Source organism: Enterobacter cloacae complex sp. GYL001, from assembly GCF_049237125.1.
In the GTDB taxonomy this organism is placed as follows: domain Bacteria; phylum Pseudomonadota; class Gammaproteobacteria; order Enterobacterales; family Enterobacteriaceae; genus Enterobacter; species Enterobacter hormaechei_C.
In genome coordinates this window covers 187,865-214,710 of the sequence record NZ_JBMKGW010000001.1, presented here as the reverse complement: position 1 = coordinate 214,710, position 26,846 = coordinate 187,865, and the positions used below count along the sequence as shown (strand labels likewise).

Here is a 26,846-nt window from a genome sequence, read left to right as displayed (position 1 = left end):
CGCTACTATACGCGCGGGAATGATGGTTTGGAATGGGAGAAAGTAAACGGAGAGTAAATTTTTATGGGCCAGGGTAAGCCCATAACGTTAACGGACATTTCTTATTCAGAAGAAGAAGAAAATCAAACCGGCGAGGAGAACCAGATCGGCAATCAGTGGGCAGAAGATGCCCTGCCAGTGTAGCGCTTTCGGACGAAAGCCGACACCGTGAATCACGCCTGCGCACACCGCCCACATAATCAGGAAGCCGTGCCAGATTTCAAGCTCGCTGGTTTTCGCCGCGAAGCGCGACGGGTCCCAGAAGATACAGCCTGCCAGCAGTAATGCCATAATGAGGGAAAGCGCCCTCAAGGGGCGCTTATCCATTACCGCATATAACGTTGCGATAATATTCATTAGTGCTTTTCTTCACCTGCTTTGGTCGCTTCTACATGCTCAAGCGCCAGGGCAGTGATGACACCAAACGCACAGGCAAGAAGCGTCCCTAAAATCCATGCGAAATACCACATATTCAGCTCCTTACTTAGTACATAGAGTGGGTGTTGCTTTCGATATGTTCTTTAGTGATACGACCGAACATTTTCCAGTAACACCAGATGGTGTAAGCCAGAACAATCGGAACGAACACGCAAGCCACATAGGTCATTAAGTTCAGCGTCATATGGCTGGACGTTGCATCCCACATGGTCAGGCTGGCATTCATCATGGTGCTGGATGGCATCACGAACGGGAACATCGCAATACCGGCCGTCAGGATGATGCACGCCAGCGTCAGGGAAGAGAATACGAACGCCAGAGCGCCTTTCTCCAGACGAGACGTCAGCACGGTCAGCAGTGGCAGCAGCACACCCAGAGCCGGGATAGCCCACAGCACAGGGGTATTGTTGAAGTTCACCAGCCATGCACCGGCCTGACGCGCCACTTCTTTGGTCAGCGGGTTAGACGGTGCAGCATGGTTGATAGCGGACGTCACCACGTATCCATCAATACCATACACCACCCACACGCCTGCCAGAGCGAAGCAGACCAGCGTCACCAGCGCTGCCACCTGAGCGGTAGCGCGGGAACGCAGATGCAGTTCACCTACGGTACGCATCTGGAGATAGGTTGCCCCCTGGGTGATGATCATCGCCACGCTCACCACGCCTGCCAGCAGACCAAACGGATTCAGCAGCTGGAAGAAGTTACCGGTGTAGAACAGACGCATATATTCGTCGACGTGGAACGGTACGCCCTGCAACAGGTTACCGAACGCCACACCAATGACCAGCGGTGGAACGAAGCTACCGATGAAGATGCCCCAGTCCCACATGTTACGCCAGCGGGTGTCTTCAATCTTGGAACGGTAGTCGAAACCCACCGGACGGAAGAATAAAGAAGCCAGCACCAGAATCATCGCCACATAGAAGCCGGAGAACGCAGCCGCGTAGACCATCGGCCAGGCAGCGAACAGCGCGCCGCCTGCGGTGATCAGCCACACCTGGTTACCGTCCCAGTGCGGGGCGATGGAGTTGATCATGATTCGACGCTCGGTGTCATTACGACCGAGGAAACGGGTGAGCATGCCCACGCCCATGTCGAAACCATCGGTGACCGCGAAACCAATCAGCAGAACACCGATCAGCAGCCACCAGATAAAACGCAATACTTCATAATCGATCATTTGATGACTCCTGTCTTAGCGTGCCGGCTGAGTAGTCGCAACAGACTGCTCGTAGTGGTAGCGACCGGTTTTCAGGCTGCTTGGGCCAAGGCGCGCGAACTTGAACATCAGGAACAGTTCAGCCACCAGGAACAGGGTGTACAGACCGCAAATGAGCAGCATGGAGAAGATCAGGTCGCCTGCGGTCAGGGAGGAGTTCGCTACCGCTGTTGGCAGCACCTCACCGATCGCCCACGGCTGACGGCCATATTCCGCAACAAACCAGCCGGACTCGATAGCAATCCATGGCAGTGGGATACCGTACAGCGCGGTGCGCAGCAGCCATTTTTTCTCACCGATACGGTTACGAATGACTGACCAGAACGAGGCCGCGATGATCAGCAGCATGATAATGCCGCAACCCACCATGATGCGGAACGCGAAGTACAGCGGCGCAACGCGTGGAATAGAGTCTTTGGTTGCCATCTGAATCTGCGCTTCCGTCGCGTCGGAGACGTTCGGGGTATAGCGTTTCAGCAGCAGACCGTAACCGAGGTCTTTCTTCACGTCGTTAAATTGATCGCGAACGGCCTGGTCGGTAGAGCCGGCGCGCAGCTGTTCCAGCAGCGAGTAGGCTTTCATCCCGTTACGGATACGCTCTTCATGCTGCACCATCAGATCTTTCAGGCCAGTCACCTGTTTGTCGACGGAGCGCGTGGCGATAATACCCAGAGCGTAAGGAATTTGAATGGCGAAGCGGTTTTCCTGCGCTTCCTGGTCAGGCACACCGAACAGGGTAAACGCTGCCGGTGCCGGCTGGGTTTCCCATTCAGCTTCAATTGCGGCGAGTTTGGTTTTCTGCACGTCGCCCATTTCGTAACCGGATTCATCACCCAGAACAATCACGGACAGAATCGCGGCCATACCGAAGCTTGCTGCGATAGCAAAAGAACGCTTAGCGAACGCGAAGTCACGGCCGCGCAGCATATAGTAGGAGCTGATGCCCAGCACGAACATCGCGCCGCACACATAGCCAGACGCCACGGTGTGAACGAATTTAACCTGAGCAACCGGGTTCAGGACCAGCTCAGCGAAGCTGACCATCTCCATACGCATGGTTTCGAAGTTGAAATCAGATGCGATTGGGTTTTGCATCCAGCCGTTCGCCACCAGGATCCACAGTGCGGACAAGTTGGAGCCTAATGCCACCAGCCAGGTTACCGCCATATGCTGGACTTTACCCAGACGGTCCCAACCGAAGAAGAACAGACCTACAAAGGTGGATTCGAGGAAGAAGGCCATCAGACCTTCAATGGCCAGCGGCGCACCGAAAATATCCCCCACATAATGGGAATAGTAAGACCAGTTTGTCCCGAACTGGAACTCCATGGTCAGACCGGTTGCCACGCCCAGCGCAAAGTTGATACCAAACAACTTGCCCCAGAACTTGGTCATATCTTTATAAATCTGTTTGCCGGAGAGGACGTAAACCGTTTCCATGATGGCCAGCAGGAACGCCATACCGAGCGTCAGCGGCACAAACAGGAAGTGGTACATCGCGGTCAAGGCAAACTGTAAGCGCGACAGTTCGACTACGTCTAACATTATGACTCCTTGCTCATCGCATGAAGACTCCGAGAGTGAACCCCGTTAGATAAGGATCCACACGCATGCCCCAATACAAAGTTATCTGCTTCCCTTCTTCGTTGCTTATTCTCTTCAGGAGGAAAAAGCAATGATGAAAGGTTACAAATACGTTAAGAAAAAACCAAATTGATCCCGTAAATATAATACGCTGCAAAACCCTTACAATAAACAGGTTTTTATTCGAACAGATTTACGTTTTTCGACGGCGATCAATTTATAGCAAAATTACCACTTTTCGGCCATTTTGATCGGGAACAATTTAACGCCTTTCGGAGCCTTTTTCCAAGTATTAAACATTGATTTAAATCAAAAACAGTCAGAGCTGTTAATGATGTTTCTTTGTGGTGCGGATAGTAAAAACCTTGTTAACAATATGTATATTTAAAGGCGTTATTGGTTATAAAAGCCAGAAGATAATATAAACAGTTGTGATTTTTATTAACGCGCGAGAAAAAACGCATTTTGCCGGAAGATAACCATATAATGTTATCTGCTTCACAGTATTTTTCTTTCGCTTTGCTACCCGCCGAAAAGATTACATTTCATTCACCTTTAATAATCTTAAAATTAACACCCTTTCGTGACTATTTGATGAAATAAAGGCCGCAGGAATGCGGCCTTTATTTTGTTCGGAGGATTACCTTTCAATTTTTATGCTAAAGGTGCGTGACTGGCATGGCCGGAACGACCCCGTAATGGCTGAACCCTCCTCCCCTTGCGCCTTGCGCACCTAATTCATGTCCGTTTCGCAACAGGCCTGGACCTCACGGTTCACAGACAAAGCCACGTCACAGGAGCGGGTCTCCGAAGGGTTGTACAGACGAAGAATCATCTCGTCACGATCCTCCGCTTTTTTCAGCGCACTGAGTACGCATCCGTTAGGCGCCAGCGTTAGCAGGCTATAGCTACAAGGGGTGGTGAAAGAGGCGCGGTTAAGCTTCATCGCATCCCACGGGATTTTGTTATAGCAGAGCGCTGGCGTTAACCACGACTTCGCCTGCTGCGCAACGCCAGCACTGACGGGCGTACCATTAAAACTGAACAGGCTAAAGCGACAGGTTAACTGGCCCCGCATCTGCGAATCAGGCACCGGCATTTTGATCCCGGACGGTCTGCCGGGGCGCAGCAGTAAATCTTCTTTCCCAAGCACCCCCACGCCGCGAAGCAACGTCAGGGCAAACGTTTTTTGACGCTCGCCAGTCACTTCAAATTCGCGCAACCCTTCGGTAAACAGGGCCATTCCGTTACGCCGTTCCTGGAGCACCGCGTAGTTGAGCAGATTCCACACCGGCAGCGGCGCTTCCTTCCAGCCCTCCTCCTGCCAGTTCGCCATCGCTTCATCCTGTACAGGTCGCGTCAGCGAACCGAACTGGGTATCGGCTAACACCGTGTCTGCGGTAAATGGCGTCGGGATCAGCACCCGCACACGGTGGTCATCCGCGTGATTTCCGAGACGCGCCTCAACGTCGATACGTCGGCTGTTATGGCTGAGCGTGACCGTGAGTTCTGCCTCAAGCGTTCCCGTCTGCTGACGCGCAGAACGTTCGGCGAGATCCGCCGGCACCGCCATGCGATGGCGGATCACCGCCCTGCTCTGCCAGGCCTCGTGGATCACCTCAACCTCATGCTCGCCCTGAGCGGAAGTGAGTCTCCACTCTTCCCGTGAAGGCGAGTAGTCGTACTCATCGCCATCATCCGAGCTCTCTTCTATTTCCAGCGCGCGGTCATAGATAAGCCCGGACGCTTTATCGAGCAGACGCAGGGTGCCGTCGTCGTTTAACGTTATTTCCCAGAAAGCATTTTCCAGCAACGCCTCCGACGATTTTTCTGCCGCCAGCAGCTTGCCGGCCACGTGCGGCTCGATATAGAGCGTGCGGTAACCCATTGATGGCAGGATCTGATTGAGCTGGATATCAAACTCCATAAAGGGATCGTAGTTGCCGTAATGCACAATTTGCCGGTCAATCAAGCCGGGGTCGATTTCACGCGCGCTGCGCAGGCAGTAAGGGATTTCATTCCCCCTATCGTCCAGCAGGCGGAACTGGCTGGCGCGCAGACGTATCGTGGTGTTAATCACTTCCTCACGCGGCCAGGGCGTGAGGTTAAACATCACCAGTTTGTCTTCCTCGCTCTGCGGCATGTTGTCGACAATCTTGCGCATATAGAAGCATGTCAGGTTATCGGCCATGTCTTCCGCCAGCTCGAAGCGTGACATCACCTCACGATGCACTTTGTCACTACAGCAGCAGCCGATACTGTCGTGGGCGTGATTCTTGAGGATCTCTTTCCACATTTTTTCCAGCAAGCCGTGGTGATACTCAAAGCCCAGCGTCCAGGCAAGCGTGGCCAGCGGCTCAAGGACGTTGACGATTTTATTCTCTATCCGGGCGTGGGCGATTTTGATATCCATCCGCGTGGAGCCTATCGTCCGGTGCACTCGCATATATTTACCGTCAATAAACTCCCCTTTCAGCGTCGCCAGTTCATCGCGGTGCGCGTCAATGTGGTCAAACACCTCCTCGAAGCGGCTCATCACAAACTGACGCTGCGGATAGATTTCGCGCAGCTTATCCATCACCGCAAAGATGTTCTGCTGGAGCGGCATCTGATCATGGCCGTTAGGCAGCAAAATTTCTTTCGTCACGGAGGCTTTTTCCAGCACCTCGAAGTACGTGTCGAGCCGTTTGCGCAGCCCGGCCTCATCCTCCGGTAAGTACTTACCAATCGCGTAGCCCAGCGGCAGCACCTGTGCCGTCACTTCGCTGCCGTCCTGACTTTGCCAGAGAAATTCGGTTTTATCGGTACCGTGCCGCTCGGAACACCCGCGCCAGAACATGGTACGCGTGATGCCAAAACCATTGTAAATGTGCGGCAGCTGGGAAGACATGCCGAAGGAGTCCGGCAGATAGCCAATTTTCATCGGCTCGCCAAAGGCCAGACAGTCGCGTATACCGTACATCAGATTTCGGACAATCGACTCGCCGGAAACAAGGGTGGTATCCGTCTGGGTATACCACGGCCCGATAATCAGCTTCCCGGCCGCCACCAGTGCCTTCACGCGTGGCCTGTTTTCCGGTTTCACGGCAAAATAATCTTCCAGCACCGCCGTCTGGCCGTCGAGTACGTAGTATTTATACTCTGCGTCCTGCTCAAGACGAGTGAGGATCTCTTCCATATTATTGACCAGAAGAATACGTGACGCTTCGGTGGTGAAGTACCACTCCCGGTCCCAGTGCATATGTGGCGTGATATGAACGCGAGATACAGCTTTCATCTTCGTTTCCTGTCGGTGCGTGTTTAGGAGGGTATGTCTTCAGTCACGTAGGTGCCGCTCTTCACGGCCTGGCGTCGCCAGAGCAGTAAAATGAGCGTAGAGATTGCGGCGCCAGCCAGCGCGGCGCCAAACCAGCCGACAGCGGCCATCACGCCGCCCAGCCCGGCATCATGCAGTAAGAAGAGCGAGAAAATGCCCGCGCCGGGGGTGGATAGCCCAATCCCCATCGCCCCGACAATCGCTCCGGTCACCATTGACCCCAGAACAAATGAGCCAATGACCCGCAACGGATCCTCGATAGCCATCGGAATTGCCCCTTCGGTGATGCCCGCCAGCCCCAGCAGCCAGGTGGACTTGCCGGTTTCAATTTCGAACTGTTTGAACAGGTTCGGAGCCAGCATCGTTGATGCCGTCACGGTAAAGGCCGATACCATTTTGACGGAGGCAAAAATCGCATAAGGCCCGTATACGCCATTGGCCATCGCTCCCAGACAGAACGCGTAAGAGGCTTTGTTGACCGGACCGCCCAGATCGAACGAGCACATAAAGCCCAGGATCGCCCCCAGCAGCAGCGCATTCGCGCCGGACAGACCGTTAAGCCAGGCGGTCAGGGCGTTATTGATCCAGGCTACCGGTTCGCCGATCACAAACAGCATCAGGCTGCCTGCGCCCAGCACGCCAATCACCGGATAGAGATAAAAGGTCAGAAAGCCGTTGTAGCGGCTACTCAGCCGGATGTGGTTTTTCACCCAGCGCATCAGGTAGCCCGCAATCAGCCCGCCGACGATGGCCCCGAGAAAACCAGAGCCGATCATATTGGCGGCAAGACCCGCCGCAAAGCCCGGCGTTAGCGCAGGTTTATCCGCCAGCGAGTAAGCGGTATAGGCCGCCAGAACAGGCACCATCAGAATACCGAGCATCCCGCCGCCCAGTTTGCGGTACATCCACAGCCACGAATTTTCCTGATCGAACAGATGCTGCAAGCCCAGGATTTGCGCCAGCAGTACCGACACTGCCAGCACCGTGCCGCCAGCGACAATCAGCGGCACCGCAAAGGAGATACCGCTGAGCAGCGCCTGCTTGAGTTCGGTTTTAACGCACTTTTTCGCGTCCGAGTCGACATGCGCAGGACGCGCATCGGATACAGGCTGTAGCGCCAGCGCACGCTCAATGAGCGCTTCCGCATGGCGTAAGGGTCCCGCGACGGGCACGGAAATGGCGGGCATCCCCTGAAAACGCTCACGCTCTTTGATCGCCACTTCCGCCGCGAAGATACACGCTTTTGCCTCCTGCAACTGCTGCGCGGTGATGCGCCCCTCAATACCATTTGCCCCCTGCTTTTCGACCACCACATTGACGCCGAGCTTACGTCCCGCTTTTTCGAGATACTCCGCTGCCATGTAGGTATGGGCGATCCCGGCCGGACAGGCGGTAACGCAGACGATCGTCGGGGCATTCTCCGCAACGGCGGTTTCTTGTGCGTCAGGCGCCGTTTCCAGCGCCGCAAGCACCGCTTCCGCGCTGGTCGCCGTCATCACGCGCGCCCTGAGCTCGTCATCCGCCAGGCGAGACGTCAGTTCCGTCAGGACCTGAATATGCGTTGATCCCGCTTGTGCGGGAGGAATGGCGAGCAGAAAAATTAGCTCGACCTCCTCCGGTCCGTCCACACCTTCCCAGGCCAGCGGCTCACGCAGTGTGGCCACGGCAAAAGCCGCTTCGTTTACCGCCACTGATTTACCATGAGGTACGGCCAGCCCCTCGCCCTGCGCCGTCGGGCCAAGCGATTCCCGATGGAAAACGTCTGCCAGAAACGTATCGGCGTCGGCTATTTTGCCCAACGCCACCAGCCGCGTCGCAAGCTGACGGATTGCCTCATCACGGCTGGTAAACTGCGCCTGCACGCAGACAGCACGGGGGTCGGTCAGAGTCGTCAGGTTCATAAGATCCTCACCTATCCAAAGTTATTGTCTGGGGAGGATTGTGGCAGACCGGATAATACATTTATGTGATCATTTTCACTAACACCGATATTTGTATCTTATTTGTATTATTTACAAATTTACCACTGAAGGCATAATTCCCTGAAAACGTATTAAAAAGGCGCGACACAATGGGCAATAAACCGATGTACCGGCAGATCGCCGATGCGTTCCGCGAGAAAATTAATGCTGGTGAGTTAAAACCTGGCGACGCGCTGCCGACGGAATCCAGCCTTCAGGAGGCGTTTAGCGTCAGCCGGGTCACCGTGCGGCAGGCTTTGAAGCTGCTCGCCGACGAGCAGATCATCGAAAGTATTCAGGGCAGCGGCTCGTATGTAAAAGAGGAGCGGGTGAATTACGATATTTATCAGCTCACCGGCTTTTACGAAAAGTTAGCGGATCGCAACGTCGATACGCACAGCGACGTCAGCGTCTTCGAAGTGGTGAAAGCCGATGAGCGGCTCGCGGCAAAACTTGCGCTCAATCCGGATGATAAGGTCTGGCACGTCAAGCGCGTACGCTTCATCAGGGAAAAGCCGGTGAATCTGGAAGAGACATGGATGCCGCTGGCGATGTTCCCCGACCTCACCTGGGAAGTGATGGAACAGTCGAAATACCATTACATTGAGCAGATCAAAAAGATGGTTATCGATCGCAGCGAGCAGGAGCTGGTGCCAGTCATGCCACCGGACGAGGCGATTGCCGCCCTGGCGCTCGATCCGGCAAAACCGATTCTGGAAAAAGTCTCTCGTGGCTTTCTGAAAGACGGCCGGGTATTTGAATACAGTCGCAACGTGTTTAACACCGACGACTATAAATTCACCCTGGTGGCTAAACGCAGGCAATAAAAAAAGGCCGCTTTACAGCGGCCAACCATGTCGAAACGGACATTTTTTTATACTTCAACGCGCCCCATTCAGGGAGCAGAGAGGACTTACTTAATGATGGATTTCAGTGCTTCACCGATATCCGCCAGGCTGCGAACGGTTTTCACGCCTGCGGCTTCCAGTGCTGCGAATTTCTCATCAGCCGTACCTTTACCGCCTGCGATAATCGCGCCCGCGTGACCCATACGTTTGCCTTTCGGCGCGGTCACACCCGCGATGTAACCCACCACCGGCTTGGTCACATGATCTTTGATGTAAGCAGCCGCTTCTTCTTCCGCGCTACCACCGATCTCACCGATCATCACGATCGCTTCGGTCTGTGGATCTTCCTGGAACAGCTTCAGGATGTCGATGAAGTTAGAGCCCGGGATCGGGTCACCGCCGATGCCCACGCAGGTGGACTGGCCGAAACCGTAGTCGGTGGTCTGCTTAACCGCTTCATAGGTCAGGGTACCGGAACGGGACACGATACCCACTTTGCCTGGGCGATGAATGTGGCCCGGCATGATACCGATTTTGCATTCGCCTGGAGTGATAACGCCTGGGCAGTTCGGGCCGATCATGCGCACGCCTGCTTCGTCCAGCTTCACCTTCACGGTCAGCATATCCAGCGTCGGGATGCCTTCGGTGATGGTGATGATCAGCTTAATGCCTGCGTCGATCGCTTCCAGAATAGAGTCTTTGCAGAACGGCGCCGGTACGTAGATCACGGTCGCGGTTGCGCCCGTCGCTTCTACCGCTTCACGCACGGTGTTGAACACCGGCAGGCCCAGGTGCGTGGTGCCGCCTTTACCTGGCGTTACGCCGCCAACCATCTGCGTACCGTAGGCAATCGCCTGTTCGGAGTGGAAAGTCCCCTGGCTACCGGTGAAGCCCTGGCAGATAACCTTGGTATCTTTATTAATTAAAACGGACATTATTTCCCCTCCACTGCGGCAACAACCTGCTGAGCTGCATCCGTCAGACTTTTCGCTGCAATAATATTCAGGCCGCTGTCAGCCAGTTTTTTCGCGCCGAGTTCAGCGTTGTTCCCTTCCAGACGTACAACAACCGGAACGTTAACGCCCACTTCTTCTACCGCGCCGATGATACCGTCGGCGATCAGGTCGCAACGTACGATACCGCCGAAGATGTTCACCAGAACCGCTTTCACGTTGCTGTCAGAGAGGATGATTTTGAACGCTTCGGTTACGCGCTCTTTGGTTGCGCCACCGCCCACGTCGAGGAAGTTCGCTGGCTCACCGCCGTGCAGCTTAACGATGTCCATGGTGCCCATTGCCAGGCCCGCACCGTTAACCATGCAGCCGATGTTGCCATCCAGCGCGACGTAGTTCAGCTCCCACTGTGCAGCCTGTGCTTCACGCGGATCTTCCTGAGACTGATCGCGCATTTCACGCAGATCGGACTGGCGGAACAGCGCGTTGCCGTCAGCGCCCAGCTTGCCGTCGAGGCAGATCAGGTCGCCCTGGGTGGTGATCACCAGCGGGTTGATCTCGATCAGCGCCAAATCGCGCTCCAGGAAAATGGTCGCCAGACCCATGAAGATCTTGGTGAACTGCTGAACCAGCTTGCCTTCCAGACCCAGTTTGAATGCCAGCTCACGACCCTGGTAAGGCATTGGGCCCGCCAGCGGATCGATAGCCACTTTGTGGATCAGGTGCGGGGTTTCTTCCGCCACTTTTTCGATTTCCACGCCGCCTTCGGTAGACGCCATGAACACCACGCGACGGGAGCTACGGTCTACGACTGCGCCGAGGTACAGTTCTTTCGCGATGTCGGTTGCCGCTTCAACCAGGATCTGGTTAACCGGCTGGCCGTTCGCATCTGTCTGGTAGGTTACCAGACGCTTGCCGAGCCAATGTTCAGCAAACGCACGGATCTCTTCTTTGCTCTTAACAACCTTCACACCGCCCGCTTTACCACGGCCACCAGCGTGAACCTGACATTTAACTACCCACGGGCCGGAACCGATTTTAGACGCGGCTTCTTCTGCTTCACGCGGGGTAGTACAGGCATAACCCACCGGAGCCGGTAAGCCATACCGGGCAAACAGCTGTTTGGCCTGATATTCATGTAAGTTCATGTGTTCTATCCATCCTTCAGGTAATCGTTAGGTAGTGCTTTTGTAGGCCCGGCAAGCAACGCGCCGCCGGGCAAGACTGCAAAAACTAGACGTCCAGCAGCAGACGCGTTGGATCTTCCAGCAGCTCTTTAATGGCAACCAGGAAGCCTACGGACTCGCGGCCGTCGATCAGGCGGTGATCGTAAGAGAGCGCCAGGTACATCATCGGCAGGATCTCCACTTTACCGTCTACCGCCATTGGACGATCTTTAATGGCGTGCATACCCAGGATCGCGCTCTGCGGCGGGTTGATGATCGGGGTAGACATCAGCGAGCCGAACACACCACCGTTGGTAATGGTGAAGTTACCGCCAGTCAGGTCCTCAACGGTCAGCTTGCCGTCGCGGCCTTTCACGGCCAGCTCTTTGATTTTCTTCTCGATGTCAGCCATACCCAGGGTATCCACGTCACGCAGAACCGGGGTAACCAGGCCGCGTGGGGTAGAAACCGCCATGCTGACGTCGAAGTAGTTGTGGTAAACCACGTCATCGCCATCGATAGACGCGTTCACTTCCGGGTAGCGTTTCAGCGCTTCAACTACCGCTTTCACGTAGAAGGACATGAAGCCCAGACGGATACCGTGACGTTTTTCAAACGCGTCACCGTACTGCTTGCGCAGATCCATGATTGGCTTCATGTTGACTTCGTTAAAGGTGGTCAGCATCGCGGTGGAGTTTTTCGCTTCCAGCAGACGCTCGGCCACGCGCTTACGCAGGCGGGTCATCGGCACGCGTTTTTCGCTACGTGCGCCCAGAGCTGGCTGTGCCGCTGGTGCTGCCGCAGGGGCTTTCGCTTCCGCTTTCGCCTCAGAAGGCGCTTTTGCCAGATGCTTGTCGATGTCTTCGCGCGTCAGACGGCCACCCACGCCGGTGCCTTTGATGGCTGCCGGATCGAGGCTGTGCTCAGCCAGCAGGCGACGGATCGCCGGGCTGAGCGCGTCATTGGTCTGATCGGACAGAGACGCCTGCTGGCGCTGGGCCGGAGTAGACGCTTTCTCTTCAGATTTGGCGCTGGACTCTTTGCCCGCGCTATTGCCTTCACGCAGGCGACCCAGGATCTGGCGAGAAGTGACGGTCGTACCTTCATCTTCCAGGACTGCATCCAGAATGCCATCCGCTGAAGCCGGTACTTCCAGTACCACTTTGTCAGTTTCGATTTCTACCAGCACTTCGTCACGGGTTACCGCGTCGCCTGGTTTTTTGTGCCAGGTGGCGACGGTTGCATCTGCTACGGACTCAGGCAGGTCGGGAACAAGAATATCTACGCTACTCATTATGTATCCTTTAATTAATCGACGTTCAGCGCGTCATTGACCAGATCTTGTTGCTGCTTCTGGTGAACGGACATATACCCTACCGCCGGAGAGGCGGAGGCCGGGCGACCTGCATAACGCAGGGCAGACCCAAATGGAATCACTTCACGGAAATGATGCTGGCTGCAATACCATGCGCCCTGGTTGAGCGGCTCTTCCTGGCACCAGACAAAATCATGAACGTGAGCGTACTGTTTCAGCACTTCCTGCATCGCCTGATGCGGGAACGGATAAAGCTGTTCGATACGCACGATGGCGACATCTTTCTGATCGTTCTTACGGCGCTGTTCCAGCAGGTCGTAATAAACCTTACCAGAACACATTACGACACGCTTAACGGCCTGCGGATCCAGCTCGTCAATTTCACCGATGGCCGGCAGGAAGGTGCCGTTTGCCAGCTCTTCCAGGCTGGAGACCGCCAGTGGATGGCGCAGCAGGGATTTTGGCGACATGACCACCAGCGGACGGCGCATACCGCGCAGCGCCTGACGACGCAGCATGTGGTAAACCTGAGCCGGAGTGGACGGCACGCAAACCTGCATATTCTGCTCGGCGCAGAGTTGCAGATAACGCTCCAGACGCGCGGAGGAGTGCTCCGGACCTTGTCCTTCATAGCCGTGCGGCAGCAGCATCACCAGACCGCACATACGGCCCCACTTCTGCTCACCGGAGGAGATGAACTGGTCGATGACGACCTGCGCACCGTTGGCGAAGTCACCGAACTGCGCTTCCCAGATGGTCAGAGTGCGGGGTTCTGCGGTGGCGTAGCCGTATTCGAAGGCCAGAACCGCTTCTTCTGACAGCACGGAGTCCCAGACCTTGAACTGGCCCTGACCGTTATGCACGTGCTGAAGCGGAGTGTACGTTGAACCGTTAGACTGGTTATGCACAACCGCATGACGGTGAAAGAAGGTGCCACGACCCGCATCTTCACCGGACAGACGAACCGGAATACCTTCGTCAACCAGCGTCGCATAGGCCAGCGTTTCCGCGCCGCCCCAGTCGAACAGCTTCTCACCCGCCGCCATGGCCTGGCGGTCGCCATAGATCTTGGCCACGCGGGACTGCATCTCGATCGCTTCCGGCACGGTGCTGATGCGTTTAGCCAGCTCCTGCAAACGCTTCATTTCAACCTTGTTCGGGTAGCTCTCGTCCCACTCGTGGTTGAGGTACGGCGACCAAGTGAAGGAGTGCATGTTCATTGGACGCAGCTCTTTCACTACGCATTCACCCGCGTCCAGCGCGTCGCGATAAAGATTGACCATTTCGGTCGCATCTTCCAGCGTCGCCACTTTTTCGCTTTCCAGCTTGTCAGCATAGATTTTACGCGGCGTCGGGTGTTTTTTGATTTTCTGGTACATCAGCGGCTGGGTTGCACTTGGCTCATCCGCTTCGTTGTGGCCGTGACGGCGGTAGCAGAAGAGGTCAATGAACACGTCGCGCTTGAAGGTGTTACGGAAGTCCAGCGCCAGACGGGTAACGAAAGCAACGGCTTCAGGGTCATCCGCGTTAACGTGGAAAATTGGCGCCTGAACCATTTTACCGATGTCGGTGCAGTACGGGGTGGAACGCGCATCCAGCGGGTTAGAGGTGGTGAAGCCCACCTGGTTGTTGATTACGATGCGAACGGTACCGCCCACTTCATAACCACGCGCTTTCGACATGTTCAGGGTTTCCTGAACCACGCCCTGCCCTGTGACCGCCGCATCACCGTGAATAGTGATTGGCAGTACTTTATTGCTGCTCGGCTCGTCCAGACGATCCAGACGCGCACGCACGGAACCGATAACCACCGGGCTGACGATTTCCAGGTGCGACGGGTTAAACGCCAGCGCCAGGTGAACCTGACCGCCCTCGGTTTCGATATCCGACGAGAAGCCCATGTGGTATTTCACGTCACCGGTGCCGAGGTGCTCTTTATGTTTACCCGCAAATTCGTCGAACAGATCCTGCGGCTTTTTACCCAGCACGTTAACCAGCACGTTCAGGCGACCACGGTGCGCCATGCCCAGCACCACTTCGCGCGTGCCGCTCTTACCGGCATGACGAATCAGCTCTTTCAGCATCGGGACTAACGCATCGCCGCCCTCCAGTGAGAAGCGTTTTGCGCCAGGGAATTTCGCGCCCAGATAGCGCTCAAGGCCTTCCGCGGCGGTCAGTTCGCTGAGGAAACGTTTTTTCTCTTCTGCTGAGAAATTCGCGTGGCCTGCCACGGATTCGATACGCTGCTGGATCCAGCGTTTCTCTTCGGTGGAGGTAATGTGCATATATTCCGCGCCGATGGAGCCGCAGTAGGTTTGCTTGAGCGCGTCAATCAGATCGCCCAGCTTCATCGTGTCTTTGCCGATGGCAAAGGAACCTACGTTAAAGCTTTCCTGGAAATCGGCCTCGGTCAGATCGTGATAAGCCGGATCAAGATCCGCTACACGTTCCTGCTGCCACAGTCCCAGCGGATCGAGATTCGCATGCTGGTGACCACGGAAGCGATAAGCGTTGATAAGTTGCAGGACTTTAACCTGCTTCGCATTGGTGTCAGGGTCGGAAATCGCAGAAGAGTAACGTGAGGCATCCTTCGCCAGACGACGGAAATAATCACGTGTTTTTGAATGGAATTGATCCGGTTTGACCCCTGTACCAGGCAACTGCTGGAACATGGAACGCCAGTTTGCGTCCACTGAGTCAGGATCGGTTAAGAAGTCTTCATAGAGCTGTTCTATCCAGCTCTGGTTTGAACCAGAGAGGTAAGAAGAGTCCAGCCAGGCTTTCATTGCGCCGTTCTGCATCGTGATCCCTTAAGCATTTTTATGCTTACTTTCGCCGTAGAAACTACCACGCACACCACGTGTACGTGCCGGGGTTCACCTGCGAGCTCTTTGTGGCCCGCGAAGGAACCTTTAGAAACTGTCTAAATAATCTTCGTCGTTCCGGCTGCGACTGCGTTGCGGCTTTCACTCACCCCAGTCACATAGTCAACTATGCTCCAGGGGATTCGTTCAACCGCGCCTTGTCTCGCGCTGAACGTCTCGATTATTTACTTATCTGGCAGTTTTTAAAGGTTTCTGCAATTTGCCCGGTGACGCTACGCTTACCGGGCCTACTGTTACGTAGGCCGGATAAGCGCAGCGCCATCCGGCGTTGTTACTTACGCACTGCGCTGCAACAACATCGACTTAATATGCCCGATGGCGCGCGTCGGGTTCAGCCCCTTAGGACACACACTGACGCAGTTCATGATGCTATGGCAGCGGAATACGCTGAAAGCGTCACTTAGCCCTTCCAGACGATTCTCGGTTTCGGTATCGCGGCTGTCGATCAGGAAGCGATAGGCAGCCAGCAGACCCGCAGGGCCGATAAATTTATCCGGGTTCCACCAGAATGACGGGCATGACGTAGAACAGCATGCACAGAGAATACACTCGTACAACCCATCGAGTTTTTCACGCTGCTCAGGAGACTGTAAGTGCTCGCGAGCGGGTGGATTTTGCCCATTATTCAATAAGTAAGGCTTAATCTTCTCATATTGTGCATAGAATTGCCCCATGTCCACCACCAAATCACGCACGACCGGCAGGCCAGGCAGAGGACGGATCACAATTTTCTGGCCAGAACGCTGTAGCGCTGAAATTGGCGTAATACAGGCCAGACCGTTTTTGCCGTTCATGTTTACACCGTCAGAGCCACACACCCCTTCACGGCAGGAGCGGCGGAACGACAGCGTAGGATCTTTCTCTTTCAGCTGGATTAAGGCATCCAGCAGCATCATGTCACGACCTTCTTCCGCTTCGAGGGTGTAATCCTGCATACGCGGAGCATCGTCTACATCCGGGTTATAACGATAAACTGAGAATTCGAGTTTCATTATCCTGTCTCCGCATTAGTAGGTACGAATCTTCGGCGGGAACGCCGGACGCAGTTTCGGTTCCATGTTAACGCTACGACGCGTCATGGTTTCCGACTCTGGCAGATACAGGGAATGGCACAGCCAGTTTTCGTCATCACGATCCGGGAAGTCGAAGCGGCTATGGGCGCCACGGCTTTCGGTACGGAAGTTTGCCGACATCGCAGTGGCGAACGCGGTTTCCATCAGGTTATCCAGCTCCAGGCACTCAACGCGCTGGGTGTTGAACTCGCTGGAGGTATCATCCAGACGGGCATTCTTCAGACGCTCGCGGATCGCTTTCAGCTGCTCAAGCCCTTTGGCCATCGCGTCACCTTCGCGGAATACCGAGAAGTTGTGCTGCATACACTCCTGCAACGCCTTACGGATCTCCACCGGATCTTCGCCGCTACGGTTGCCGTTCCAGCGGTTGAGGCGCTCAAGAGAGGCATCTATTTCGTCGTCGGTCGCATCACGCAGCGCGCCCTGCTCGGCAATAGACTCCTGGAGATGCAGACCCACCGCACGACCAAATACCACCAGGTCCAGCAGGGAGTTGCCGCCCAGACGGTTTGCGCCGTGCACGGATACGCAGGCAATTTCGCCTACCGCGAACAGGCCAGGGATGACCACGTCTTCGCCCTGCTCGTTCACGGTCAGCGCCTGACCGGTCACTTTGGTCGGAATACCGCCCATCATGTAGTGACAGGTTGGGATAACCGGAATTGGCTCTTTCACAGGGTCGACGTGCGCGAAGGTGCGGGACAGCTCCAGAATGCCCGGCAGACGGGATTCCAGCACTTCTTTACCCAGATGGTCGAGTTTCAGCTTCGCGTGTGGACCCCAAGGGCCGTCACAGCCGCGGCCTTCACGGATTTCGATCATGATGGAACGCGCCACCACGTCACGGCCCGCAAGGTCTTTTGCGTTTGGCGCATAACGCTCCATGAAGCGCTCGCCATGTTTGTTCAGCAGGTAACCACCTTCACCACGGCAGCCTTCTGTCACCAGTACGCCCGCACCGGCGATACCGGTTGGGTGGAACTGCCACATCTCCATGTCCTGCACCGGCACGCCAGCGCGGATCGCCATCCCAACGCCGTCACCGGTGTTGATATGGGCGTTGGTAGTGGACTGATAGATACGGCCTGCGCCGCCGGTCGCCAGCACGGTTGCGCGGGCTTTGAAGTAGACCACTTCACCGGTTTCGATGCACAGGGCGGTACAACCCACCACGGCGCCATCGGCGTTTTTCACCAGATCCAGCGCATACCACTCGGAGAAAATTGTGGTGTGGTTTTTCAGGTTCTGCTGATACAGCGTGTGCAGCAGCGCGTGGCCGGTACGGTCAGCCGCCGCTGCGGTACGTGCCGCCTGCTCGCCGCCGAAGTTTTTCGACTGGCCGCCAAACGGACGCTGATAGATGGTGCCATTTTCCAGACGAGAGAACGGCAGACCCATGTGGTCCAGCTCCAGAATCGCTTCCGGGCCGGTTTTACACATATATTCGATGGCATCCTGGTCACCGATGTAATCGGAACCTTTTACCGTATCGTACATATGCCATTCCCAGTTATCTTCATGGGAATTACCCAGCGCAACGGTGATACCGCCCTGCGCAGACACAGTGTGGGAACGGGTCGGGAATACTTTAGAGAGCAGCGCACAGGTCTGGCCGCTCTGGGAAATTTGTAGTGCGGCGCGCATACCTGCGCCACCCGCACCAATCACAACAGCATCAAATTCTCTGACTGGCAGTTTCATTACACACCCCACACAACAACAAATCCATAAATGACGTAAACCAGCAGAGCAACAACAATAATCAGTTGCAGCGGAAGGCGAATCGCCAGCGGTTTAACGTAATCGGTCAACACCTGCCACATGCCAATCCAGGCATGAATAAGGATGGAGAACAGGGCCAGCAGGGTGAACACTTTGGTGAAGGCCGATCCGAAGAAACCACTCCAGATTTCCCACGTCAGCGTGCCGCTGGTCGCGAAGAAACCGATCATATAGATGATGTAAAGGGTGAGAACGATGGCGGTAGCACGGACCAGGATGAAGTCATGTACGCCGTTGCGTCCTAATGCGGAGGCGTTGCTTACCATACGAGAACTCCTGCGAGAAGTGAAAGCACGACAGTGATCACAAATGAAATGTTAGCGGTACGTTTACCGGCCTCGAACGTCTCTTCCAGGTAGCCAAAGTCCATCAGCATATGGCGAACGCCGCCAACCACGTGATAGGCCAGCGCGGTCAGAATGCCCCACATGATAAATTTCACGAAGAAGCTGTTCATGATGACTGAGGCCTGGAGGAATCCTTCAGGGGATGAGAGGCTGGTTCCCAGTAACCACAGCAAGATACCGACCGCCACAAACGTAATCACACCAGAAACACGGTGCAGAATGGACGCTATTGCTGTTACAGGGAATCGGATCGTTTTGAGATCCAGATTGACAGGTCTTTGTTTTTTCACATTTCTTATCATGAATAACGCCCACATGCTGTTCTTATTGTTTCCTTCCTCCGGACTGCGATGCGGGTCAGACAGCGTTCCTTTTCTATAACTGCGCGTCATGCAAAACATTGCTTCCAAATGCTAAAACGACACGTTACAACGCTGGGTGGCTCGGGATTGCAGGGTGTTCCGGAGACCTGGCGGCAGTATAGGCCGTTCACAAAATCATTACAATTAACCTACATACAGTTTGTTGGGTTTTCTCTTGAACAGTGATCGGGGTCACGATAACAACATCTTTTTAATTTTTAATCATCTGATTTGACAAATGTTAAACAATATTGTTACAAACGTCATCAGAAAAGGCATATAATGCGCAAAAGTTATGAGGTCTCTCTTTCACCTGACAAATAGTTATGTAACAGTGTGATGGTATTGACCGAAGTTATCAGGACAGTTATTAGTGATATACAGGTTTGAATAATTCGGACTGCAAAAACGCTGATTTGCTGTTGTTTCACTGATATTTCATTCGTTTACCTGCAAGGCGCCATAGCTCTGTACCCTGGTTTCTCCTCGTGAGCTGAGCGGTAAGCCAAATAACAATCTGGTAACGATGATTAACAGCTGAAAGCAAATCCGGTAAAGCGCAGTCTTAAGCATAAGGCGCTAAGGAGACCGTAAATGGCTGATACAAAGGCAAAACTCACCCTAAATGGTGATGATGCTATTGAACTGGATGTGCTAAAAGGCACGCTCGGTCAGGATGTTATTGATATCCGTACGCTGGGTTCCAAAGGAGTTTTCACCTTTGACCCTGGATTTACCTCTACCGCATCTTGCGAATCCAAAATCACCTACATTGACGGTGACGAAGGTATCCTGCTCCATCGCGGCTTCCCCATCGATCAGTTAGCCACCGAATCCAACTATCTGGAAGTGTGCTACATCCTGCTGAACGGCGAAAAACCGACGCAGGCGCAGTACGATGAATTCAAAACCACCGTGACCCGTCACACCATGATCCATGAGCAGATTACCCGTCTGTTCCATGCGTTCCGTCGTGACTCTCATCCGATGGCGGTCATGTGCGGTATTACCGGTGCGCTGGCGGCGTTCTACCACGATTCTCTGGACGTGAATAACCCACGTCACCGTGATATCGCGGCGTTCCGTCTGCTGTCTAAAATGCCTACCATGGCGGCGATGTGTTACAAATACTCTATCGGTCAGCCGTTTGTGTACCCACGCAATGACCTCTCCTACGCGGGTAACTTCCTGCGTATGATGTTCTCCACGCCGTGCGAAGAGTACGAAGTGAACCCGGTGCTGGAACGCGCGATGGACCGTATTCTGATCCTGCACGCTGACCACGAACAAAACGCCTCGACCTCTACCGTCCGTACCGCGGGCTCTTCCGGCGCGAACCCGTTCGCCTGTATCGCTGCGGGCATCGCCTCCCTGTGGGGACCGGCGCACGGCGGCGCGAACGAAGCGGCACTGAAGATGCTGGAAGAGATCAGCTCCGTTGAGCACATTCCTGAGTTCGTGCGCCGCGCGAAAGACAAGAATGACTCCTTCCGTCTGATGGGCTTCGGTCACCGTGTTTACAAAAACTACGACCCGCGCGCGACCGTCATGCGTGAGACCTGCCACGAAGTGCTGAAAGAGCTGGGCACCAAAGATGATCTGCTGGAAGTGGCGATGGAGCTGGAACACATCGCGCTGAACGACCCGTACTTCATCGAGAAGAAACTCTACCCGAACGTCGATTTCTACTCTGGCATTATTCTGAAAGCGATGGGCATTCCGTCTTCCATGTTCACCGTAATCTTCGCCATGGCGCGTACCGTGGGCTGGATTGCGCACTGGAACGAAATGCACAGCGAAGGCATGAAAATCGCGCGTCCTCGTCAGCTGTATACCGGCTACGAGCAGCGTGATTTTAAGTCTGACATTAAGCGCTAAAAAACACGCCCGGCGGCGCTTCGCTTGCCGGGCCTACAAGTGCGAGATGTAGGCCGGGTAAGGCGTAGCCACCACCCGGCTTTTTTACATCTGGCACCCAGGACACCAGTAAAACGGCCTGGAAGAGATCGTCGCCTTCTCAATCACCCCGCCGCACCGCTCACACTTTTTACCCGCCCGATGAAACACCTTGAAGCGGAACAGCGCCCCGTGATGCTTGTTCTCATCCACCACGCCGCGCGTGTTGTACGACAGCCGTGGAATATCCAGTAACGCGTGCGACAGCGCCTCCAGCTGTTCATCGCTCAGCTGCGACGCTTTGCGCTGCGGCGCCAGCCCCACTTCCCAGAGGATCTCCACCCGCAGGTAGTTTCCCAGCCCCGCCAGAAATGCCTGATCGAGCAACAGCCCGGAAAACTGCCGGTTGCGGAATGTGGGGGATAACAACCGGGCTTTCACATCGCTTGCCGTCAGACGCATGTCGAGCACGTCCGGCCCGACCCGCTGTAAGAACGGATGCGTCAGCAGCTGCTCCGGCGTTAACATTTCGATATCAGAGGCGCTGTAGAGCAGGATCGCCTTATCCGCCGTTTGTAGCCGCACGCGCAGCACGCGGGTCGTTTGCGGCTGCTCGTCCGCCTCCACCACCCGCCAAACGCCGTAAAGCTGATTATGGCTGTATAACGTCAGGTTATGGGAAAAGTGGGTGAGTAACGCCTTGCCGCGCGTTTCAATGTGGGTCACCGTCTGCCCCACCAGCTGCGATTCAAACGGCTTGAGTTGAGGAAAGGCAAACCAGACGTATGTCAGAGGTTTGCCCTTTATCGCCGCCTCCAGGCTATCCGCCGCGCGCCGGATCTCCGGACCTTCTGGCATGTTATTGTCCTTTCATGATTATTCTGCGCTGACAACAATGCCCTCTTCCGAGAACGCCATCCGCAGGCGTCGCGCAAACTGGAGCGCATGCTCGCCGTCACCGTGTAAGCACACCGTATCAGCCTGAACGTTTGCCGTTGTCCCCTCCGTTGAGGTTACTCGCCCGAAGCGCACCATCTCCAGCGTCTGCGCCAGCGCTTTACCTTCGTCGGTGATCAGCGCACCGGCCTGCGTACGCGGAACAAGGCTACCGTCCGGCAGGTATCCCCGATCGGCAAACACTTCCTGCCGCGTAGTCAGCCCCAGCCGCTCTCCGGCACGGATAAGCTCGCTGCCCGCCAGGCCTACCAGAATCAGTTGTGGATTACAGTCCCGCACCGCGCGGGCAATGGCATCCGCCAGCGCCGGATCTTTCGCCGCCTGGTTATAGAGCATGCCGTGCGGCTTGACGTGGCGCAACACGCCATTCTCAGCGCGCACTATCGTCTCCAGCGCGCCGATCTGGTAGAGCATTTGCGCGTAAACCGTCTCAGGCGGCAGATCCATCGCTGTGCGACCAAAGTTTTCCCGGTCGGGAAAGCTGGGGTGAGCGCCAATCGCCACGCCGTTTTTCATGGCATTGCGCACGCTCGCCAGCATGGTCTGCGCATCGCCGGCATGAAACCCGCAGGCGATGTTCACCGAGGAGACCAGCGTCATCAGCGCCGCATCGGCGCTGCTGCCCTCCCCCAGATCGGCGTTTAAATCAATCTTTACCATCGAGCCTCCACGCCAGCTGATCGAGATAACGCTGCTGATCCTGCCGGGCTTTCAGCGCCTCCTCCAGCGAACACTGCACAAAATGAATGGGCTGACCGAGAGGAATTTGCGCCAGATGGTAGCGATCCGCTTCGATAATGCAGGCAATACGCGGATATCCCCCCGTGGTTTGCGCATCGTTCATCAGTACGATGGGCTGCCCGTTGCCCGGCACCTGAATCACCCCGGGCAACAGACCATGGGAAAGCAGCTCCCGGTCAGTCGTGCGGGTCAGCGGCTGGCCCTGAAGCCGGTAACCCATGCGGTTACTCTGCGGGCTGATCTTCCATGGCGAGCGCCAGAAAGACTCTTTCGCGGCTTCATCAAACTCATGGTATTCCGGTCCTGGTAAGGCGCGGATCACGTTCCCCCACAGCAGCTGTTTCACGCCCTGCGTGGTGGTGAAATGGCGCGTTGAGATCTTTATCCGCAGACGATCGCCGTCACGCAGCAGCCGTCCTTCATGGCCGCCCATTCCCGCTTTCTGGTCGGTGCTGGATGAGCCCAACACCTCCGGCACGTCGATCCCCCCCGCCACCGCAAGATAGCTGCGCACGCCGTGCAGAGGACGCTTGAGCGTCAGACGCTGCCCGGCCTTCGCCCGCAGGCGCCAGCCGGTCCACACCGCTTTGCCGTCCAGCGTCGCGTCACAGCCCGCGCCGGTTAAGGCAAACCAGGTTTCCTGACCAAACTCAATCACGCACTGACCCAGCGTAATTTCTAACGCCGCCGTGCTGCCTGCGTTACCTACCAGCAGGTTGGCAATCTCCAGCGAAGGGCGATCGAGCGCACCGCAGTAGCTCACGCCCGACTGACGCAGCCCAAAACGCCCGGCATCCTGTACCGAGGTGTAAAGCCCTGCGCGAATAAGCGTTAACATACCCCCTCCTTCTGCGGGATAAAGCGCAGGGTATCCCCCGGACGCAGGAGTATGGGCGCATCCTGGCCTGGTTCAAATAACGGCGTGGACGTGTGCCCAATCAGCTGCCAGCCTCCCGGTGAGGCGAGCGGATAAATTCCCGTTTGCTCGCCACCAATCGCCACGCTGCCCGCCGGTACGCTCAGGCGCGGCTCAGCCCGGCGCGGCGTATGCAGCTGGGGCGATAAGCCGCCCAGATAGGGGAAACCCGGCTGAAATCCCAAAAACCAGACAACATAGTCGACTGAGCTATGCAGCTCCACAACCTGCTTCTCCGTTAATCCACAGTGTTCGGCCACCACGCCAAGGTCGGGACCTCCCTTGCCGCCATAGACAACCGGGATCTCAATCGTCCGCGATTCCGGCTCCAGCGCCTCGCTCTCCTCCCACCAGCGTTGCAGACGCTCAATGGCATCCAGCGCCCCCGTGTGCGGATCACGCAGCACCACGGTGATATTATTCATACCCGGAATAGCTTCAACCACGCCGGGTAGCTCGGGCAGTCGCTGAGCCAGACGCCAGATACGCTTTTGCGTGGCAAGCGTCACCGGAGGCTCAAGCTCCAGAACTACCGCGGTTTCACCCAGAAGATAACAACGCGCTCGCTGCACTTAACTACCTCTCATCAGGCCGGATTAGGGATATCAATAAACGTCACATCCAGATCGGTATTTTCCGTCAGCCACTCGCTGAGGGCGCGGATGCCGCCACGCTCGGTGGCGTGATGGCCCGCCGCGTAAAAATGCAGGCCTTGTTCACGGGCTGAGTGAATGGTCTGCTCGGAGACTTCGCCGGTAATGAAGGCGTCGACACCAAAACGCGCCGCGCTGTCAATAAAGCCCTGGCCGCCGCCGGTGCACCATGCCACGCGCTTCACGGTATCCGGCCCGGTGTCGCCGCACCACAGCGGACGACGCCCCAGGCGCGCTTCGATCCACGAAGCCAGCTCCAGACCCGGAACCGGCATCGACAGTTCGCCCCACGGCACCAGAGGTTCAATTTCGCCCATCACGGTAATCCCCAGCAGCTGCGCAAGCTGAACGTTATTTCCCAGTTCAGGATGCGCATCGAGCGGCAGGTGATAGCCGTACAGATTGATGTCATTCGCCAGCAGCGTTTTGAGTCGGTTGCGCTTCATGCCGCGAATAATCGGTGATTCGTTTTTCCAGAAATAACCGTGGTGGACAATCACCGCATCGGCTTCCTGACGCACCGCCTCATCCAGCAGCGCCTGGCTTGCCGTCACGCCGGTGATGATTTTTTGCACCGCCTCGCGCCCCTCCACCTGCAAGCCATTCGGGCCGTAGTCGCTAAACGAAGCCGTGTTGAGTTTTTCGTTAATCAGGCGTTCCAGTTCACTGTTTTTCATCATCATTCTCTCAAACTTTTCGGGCGGCTTCGTACGCCGCCAGCGTGGCGACGCGCGCCTGTTTATGGTCGACAATGGGACGGGGATAGTTCAGGGTAACACGCTGTTTATCCGCCCATACCCAGGGCTCATGAATGGCTTTGGCCGGGACATCCTTTAGCTCAGGCAGCCAGCGACGGATAAACTCGCCGTCGGCGTCAAATCGTTGTCCCTGCGTGGTCGGATTGAAGATCCGAAAATAGGGAGCCGCATCCGTTCCGGTGGAGGCCGCCCACTGCCAGCCGCCGTTATTCGCCGCCAGATCGCCATCGATCAGCTGAGAGATAAAATAACGCTCTCCGGTTCGCCAGTCGATAAGCAGATCCTTCACCAGGAAGCTGGCGGTAATCATACGCAGACGGTTATGCATCCACCCGGTTTCATTGAGCTGCCGCATAGCCGCATCAACAATCGGGAAGCCGGTGAGCCCACGCTGCCATGCCTTAAGCAGCTTCTCATTCGACTGCCACTGTACCTGTTCGGTCCAACGAATAAAGGGCCGATGTTTACACAAATCAGGATGATACGTCATCAGATGGCGATAAAACTCACGCCAGATCAGTTCGTTCAGCCACACTGCGCCCGCCCCCCCGTCTAAGGCCTGAGGCTGTTCCGCCAGCAGGCGATGTAAACACTGGCGCGGAGAGAGCGCGCCCAGCGCTAAACAGGCCGACAAGCGGCTGGTGCCTTCAGTCGCTGGAAAATCCCGACGCGCCTCGTACTCTGCCGCCCCCTGCGTGCAGAACTGACGCAACCGGTCAATAGCTGCTTTCTCACTGGCGGGGAATACTGTTTCATCGAACGACTGCTGGGGATAATTCAGCCTGATCGCCGGCAGATCCGTTATCGTTTCCCCTCTCACGGTCGGGGCGGTAACGCACTCAGGTAGTCCCTCTTTCAGGCGTTTGATAAAGGCATTTTTAAACGGCGTGAAAACTTTATACATTTCGTGGCTACCGGTCATTACGCTGCCCGGCGCGAGCATCACGCTGTCATCAAAGCCTTCACAGACCACGCCCGCAAGGGTTTTCTCCAGCTGACGATCCCGCTGTTGCTCGTTGAATTCATACTGATAGTTGTAATAAAGATGCGTTACTGCGTGCTGCTGGCAGATTGCCTGCACCGTCTGGCGCTGCGCGGCAAAATCATGGGCCTCTTTATAGATCAGCGGAATGCCTTTTTCAGCCAGTGAATGTTGCAGGTCATTCAGATACGCGCTGAGTAGTGCCGCTTGCCGGGGCGCCATGTCGTGCTGCCGCCACTGTTCAGGCGTGGCGATAAACAGGGCCAGCACATTCGCGTCTTTAGCGCGGCAGGCCGCCGCGAGAGCGAAGTTGTCGTGAATGCGTAAATCCGCGCGAAACCAAACCAGATGGGTGGGCATAAAACTCCAGGCAATTGTCCATTATGTCCGTAAGGGCATGCCGTAAAAGGAAAAAGGCACGCATTGAACTACTTTGCCATGAAGTGTAGACGGGATGAAATAAAAAAGGCCGCCCGAGGCGGCCTTAACGCTACTTGTCCTGCGCTATCAGGGTAAAGGCAATAAACACATCCGGTTTATCACTCTTTACAACAAGTACGCTGGCGACAATGAACGCGATGCATAAATAGCGTTTCACTATGCGGTCCCTGCTGCTAACCGCTCCACCTATCACCACCGGTGATAAATC

At 55.7% G+C, this 26,846-nt stretch carries 21 protein-coding genes and 1 pseudogene; 2 read left to right on the top strand and 20 right to left on the bottom strand.

Annotation, left to right across the window (positions count from 1 at the left end; translation table 11 throughout):
- Positions 1-105: 105 nt before the first annotated feature.
- From ybgE to mngA, 6 genes and pseudogenes are all read right to left on the bottom strand, one after another.
- The gene (ybgE, locus tag ACOTWU_RS01015; RefSeq protein WP_003858596.1) at positions 106-396 is read right to left on the bottom strand and encodes a cyd operon protein YbgE; all 291 of its coding nucleotides are present in this window, start codon (positions 394-396) and stop codon (positions 106-108) included.
- Positions 396-509 carry a cytochrome bd-I oxidase subunit CydX gene (gene cydX / locus ACOTWU_RS01010; RefSeq protein ID WP_003858598.1) on the bottom strand — a complete coding sequence of 38 codons (114 nt, stop codon included), beginning with the start codon at positions 507-509 and terminating at the stop codon, positions 396-398. Before cydX ends, ybgE begins: the two co-directional genes overlap by 1 nt.
- Positions 510-523: 14 nt before the next feature.
- Positions 524-1,663: a cytochrome d ubiquinol oxidase subunit II gene (gene cydB, locus ACOTWU_RS01005; protein WP_023303309.1), complete on the bottom strand. Its 1,140-nt coding sequence runs from the start codon at positions 1,661-1,663 to the stop codon at positions 524-526.
- Between the two features lie 15 nt (positions 1,664-1,678).
- A complete protein-coding gene (gene cydA / locus ACOTWU_RS01000; RefSeq protein ID WP_003858601.1) occupies positions 1,679-3,247 on the bottom strand; it encodes a cytochrome ubiquinol oxidase subunit I in 1,569 nt (522 codons plus the stop codon).
- Positions 3,248-3,926: 679 nt separating this feature from the next.
- Positions 3,927-6,563, bottom strand: a pseudogene (mngB, locus tag ACOTWU_RS00995) (mannosylglycerate hydrolase).
- 23 nt (positions 6,564-6,586) lie between these two features.
- On the bottom strand, positions 6,587-8,503 hold the full coding sequence (mngA, locus tag ACOTWU_RS00990; protein WP_220719348.1) for a PTS 2-O-a-mannosyl-D-glycerate transporter subunit IIABC: 1,917 nt from the start codon (positions 8,501-8,503) through the stop codon (positions 6,587-6,589).
- A gap of 170 nt (positions 8,504-8,673) precedes the next feature.
- Between mngA and ACOTWU_RS00985 the strand changes: the two genes are divergently transcribed.
- Positions 8,674-9,390, top strand: coding sequence for a GntR family transcriptional regulator (locus ACOTWU_RS00985; protein WP_040117384.1), 717 nt, complete (start codon positions 8,674-8,676; stop codon positions 9,388-9,390).
- An 86-nt stretch (positions 9,391-9,476) separates the two neighbouring features.
- Here ACOTWU_RS00985 and sucD read toward each other — a convergent pair whose 3' ends face one another.
- The 8 genes from sucD to sdhC all read right to left on the bottom strand — a co-directional run bounded on the left by sucD (position 9,477) and on the right by sdhC (position 19,249).
- Positions 9,477-10,346, bottom strand: a complete 870-nt coding sequence (gene sucD / locus ACOTWU_RS00980; RefSeq protein ID WP_003858609.1) for a succinate--CoA ligase subunit alpha — start codon at positions 10,344-10,346, stop codon at positions 9,477-9,479.
- A complete protein-coding gene (gene sucC, locus ACOTWU_RS00975; RefSeq protein WP_017384968.1) occupies positions 10,346-11,512 on the bottom strand; it encodes an ADP-forming succinate--CoA ligase subunit beta in 1,167 nt (388 codons plus the stop codon). Before sucC ends, sucD begins: the two co-directional genes overlap by 1 nt.
- 85 nt (positions 11,513-11,597) lie before the next feature.
- On the bottom strand, positions 11,598-12,824 hold the full coding sequence (gene odhB, locus ACOTWU_RS00970) for a 2-oxoglutarate dehydrogenase complex dihydrolipoyllysine-residue succinyltransferase (protein WP_003858613.1): 1,227 nt from the start codon (positions 12,822-12,824) through the stop codon (positions 11,598-11,600).
- A gap of 14 nt (positions 12,825-12,838) precedes the next feature.
- Positions 12,839-15,646: a 2-oxoglutarate dehydrogenase E1 component gene (gene sucA, locus ACOTWU_RS00965; protein ID WP_003858615.1), complete on the bottom strand. Its 2,808-nt coding sequence runs from the start codon at positions 15,644-15,646 to the stop codon at positions 12,839-12,841.
- Between the two features lie 359 nt (positions 15,647-16,005).
- Complete coding sequence (locus ACOTWU_RS00960; protein ID WP_023303307.1) at positions 16,006-16,722, bottom strand: succinate dehydrogenase iron-sulfur subunit; 717 nt, start codon at positions 16,720-16,722, stop codon at positions 16,006-16,008.
- A gap of 15 nt (positions 16,723-16,737) precedes the next feature.
- The gene (gene sdhA / locus ACOTWU_RS00955; RefSeq protein ID WP_017384970.1) at positions 16,738-18,504 is read right to left on the bottom strand and encodes a succinate dehydrogenase flavoprotein subunit; all 1,767 of its coding nucleotides are present in this window, start codon (positions 18,502-18,504) and stop codon (positions 16,738-16,740) included.
- On the bottom strand, positions 18,504-18,851 hold the full coding sequence (gene sdhD, locus ACOTWU_RS00950) for a succinate dehydrogenase membrane anchor subunit (protein WP_003858621.1): 348 nt from the start codon (positions 18,849-18,851) through the stop codon (positions 18,504-18,506). Before sdhD ends, sdhA begins: the two co-directional genes overlap by 1 nt.
- Positions 18,845-19,249, bottom strand: a complete 405-nt coding sequence (sdhC, locus tag ACOTWU_RS00945) for a succinate dehydrogenase cytochrome b556 subunit (protein WP_164550786.1) — start codon at positions 19,247-19,249, stop codon at positions 18,845-18,847. The genes sdhD and sdhC overlap by 7 nt, the downstream gene beginning before the upstream one ends.
- Before the next feature lie 639 nt (positions 19,250-19,888).
- Between sdhC and ACOTWU_RS00940 the strand changes: the two genes are divergently transcribed.
- Positions 19,889-21,172 (top strand): citrate synthase, encoded by a 1,284-nt coding sequence (locus tag ACOTWU_RS00940; RefSeq protein WP_006809584.1) that lies wholly within the window; start codon positions 19,889-19,891, stop codon positions 21,170-21,172.
- Between the two features lie 84 nt (positions 21,173-21,256).
- Here the strand turns inward: ACOTWU_RS00940 and nei are convergent, their stop codons facing one another.
- The 6 genes from nei to phrB are packed head-to-tail and all read right to left on the bottom strand — an operon-like array spanning position 21,257 to position 26,557.
- Positions 21,257-22,048: an endonuclease VIII gene (gene nei, locus ACOTWU_RS00935; protein ID WP_126499047.1), complete on the bottom strand. Its 792-nt coding sequence runs from the start codon at positions 22,046-22,048 to the stop codon at positions 21,257-21,259.
- A gap of 18 nt (positions 22,049-22,066) precedes the next feature.
- Positions 22,067-22,807, bottom strand: a complete 741-nt coding sequence (gene pxpA / locus ACOTWU_RS00930) for a 5-oxoprolinase subunit PxpA (RefSeq protein WP_126499048.1) — start codon at positions 22,805-22,807, stop codon at positions 22,067-22,069.
- Positions 22,794-23,726, bottom strand: coding sequence for a 5-oxoprolinase subunit PxpC (gene pxpC, locus ACOTWU_RS00925; protein ID WP_047728001.1), 933 nt, complete (start codon positions 23,724-23,726; stop codon positions 22,794-22,796). Before pxpC ends, pxpA begins: the two co-directional genes overlap by 14 nt.
- On the bottom strand, positions 23,720-24,376 hold the full coding sequence (gene pxpB / locus ACOTWU_RS00920) for a 5-oxoprolinase subunit PxpB (RefSeq protein ID WP_003858633.1): 657 nt from the start codon (positions 24,374-24,376) through the stop codon (positions 23,720-23,722). Before pxpB ends, pxpC begins: the two co-directional genes overlap by 7 nt.
- Before the next feature lie 14 nt (positions 24,377-24,390).
- Positions 24,391-25,134, bottom strand: coding sequence for a type 2 GTP cyclohydrolase I (locus ACOTWU_RS00915; RefSeq protein ID WP_026094364.1), 744 nt, complete (start codon positions 25,132-25,134; stop codon positions 24,391-24,393).
- A gap of 10 nt (positions 25,135-25,144) precedes the next feature.
- A complete protein-coding gene (phrB, locus tag ACOTWU_RS00910) occupies positions 25,145-26,557 on the bottom strand; it encodes a deoxyribodipyrimidine photo-lyase (protein ID WP_023303302.1) in 1,413 nt (470 codons plus the stop codon).
- Positions 26,558-26,846 lie beyond the last annotated feature (289 nt).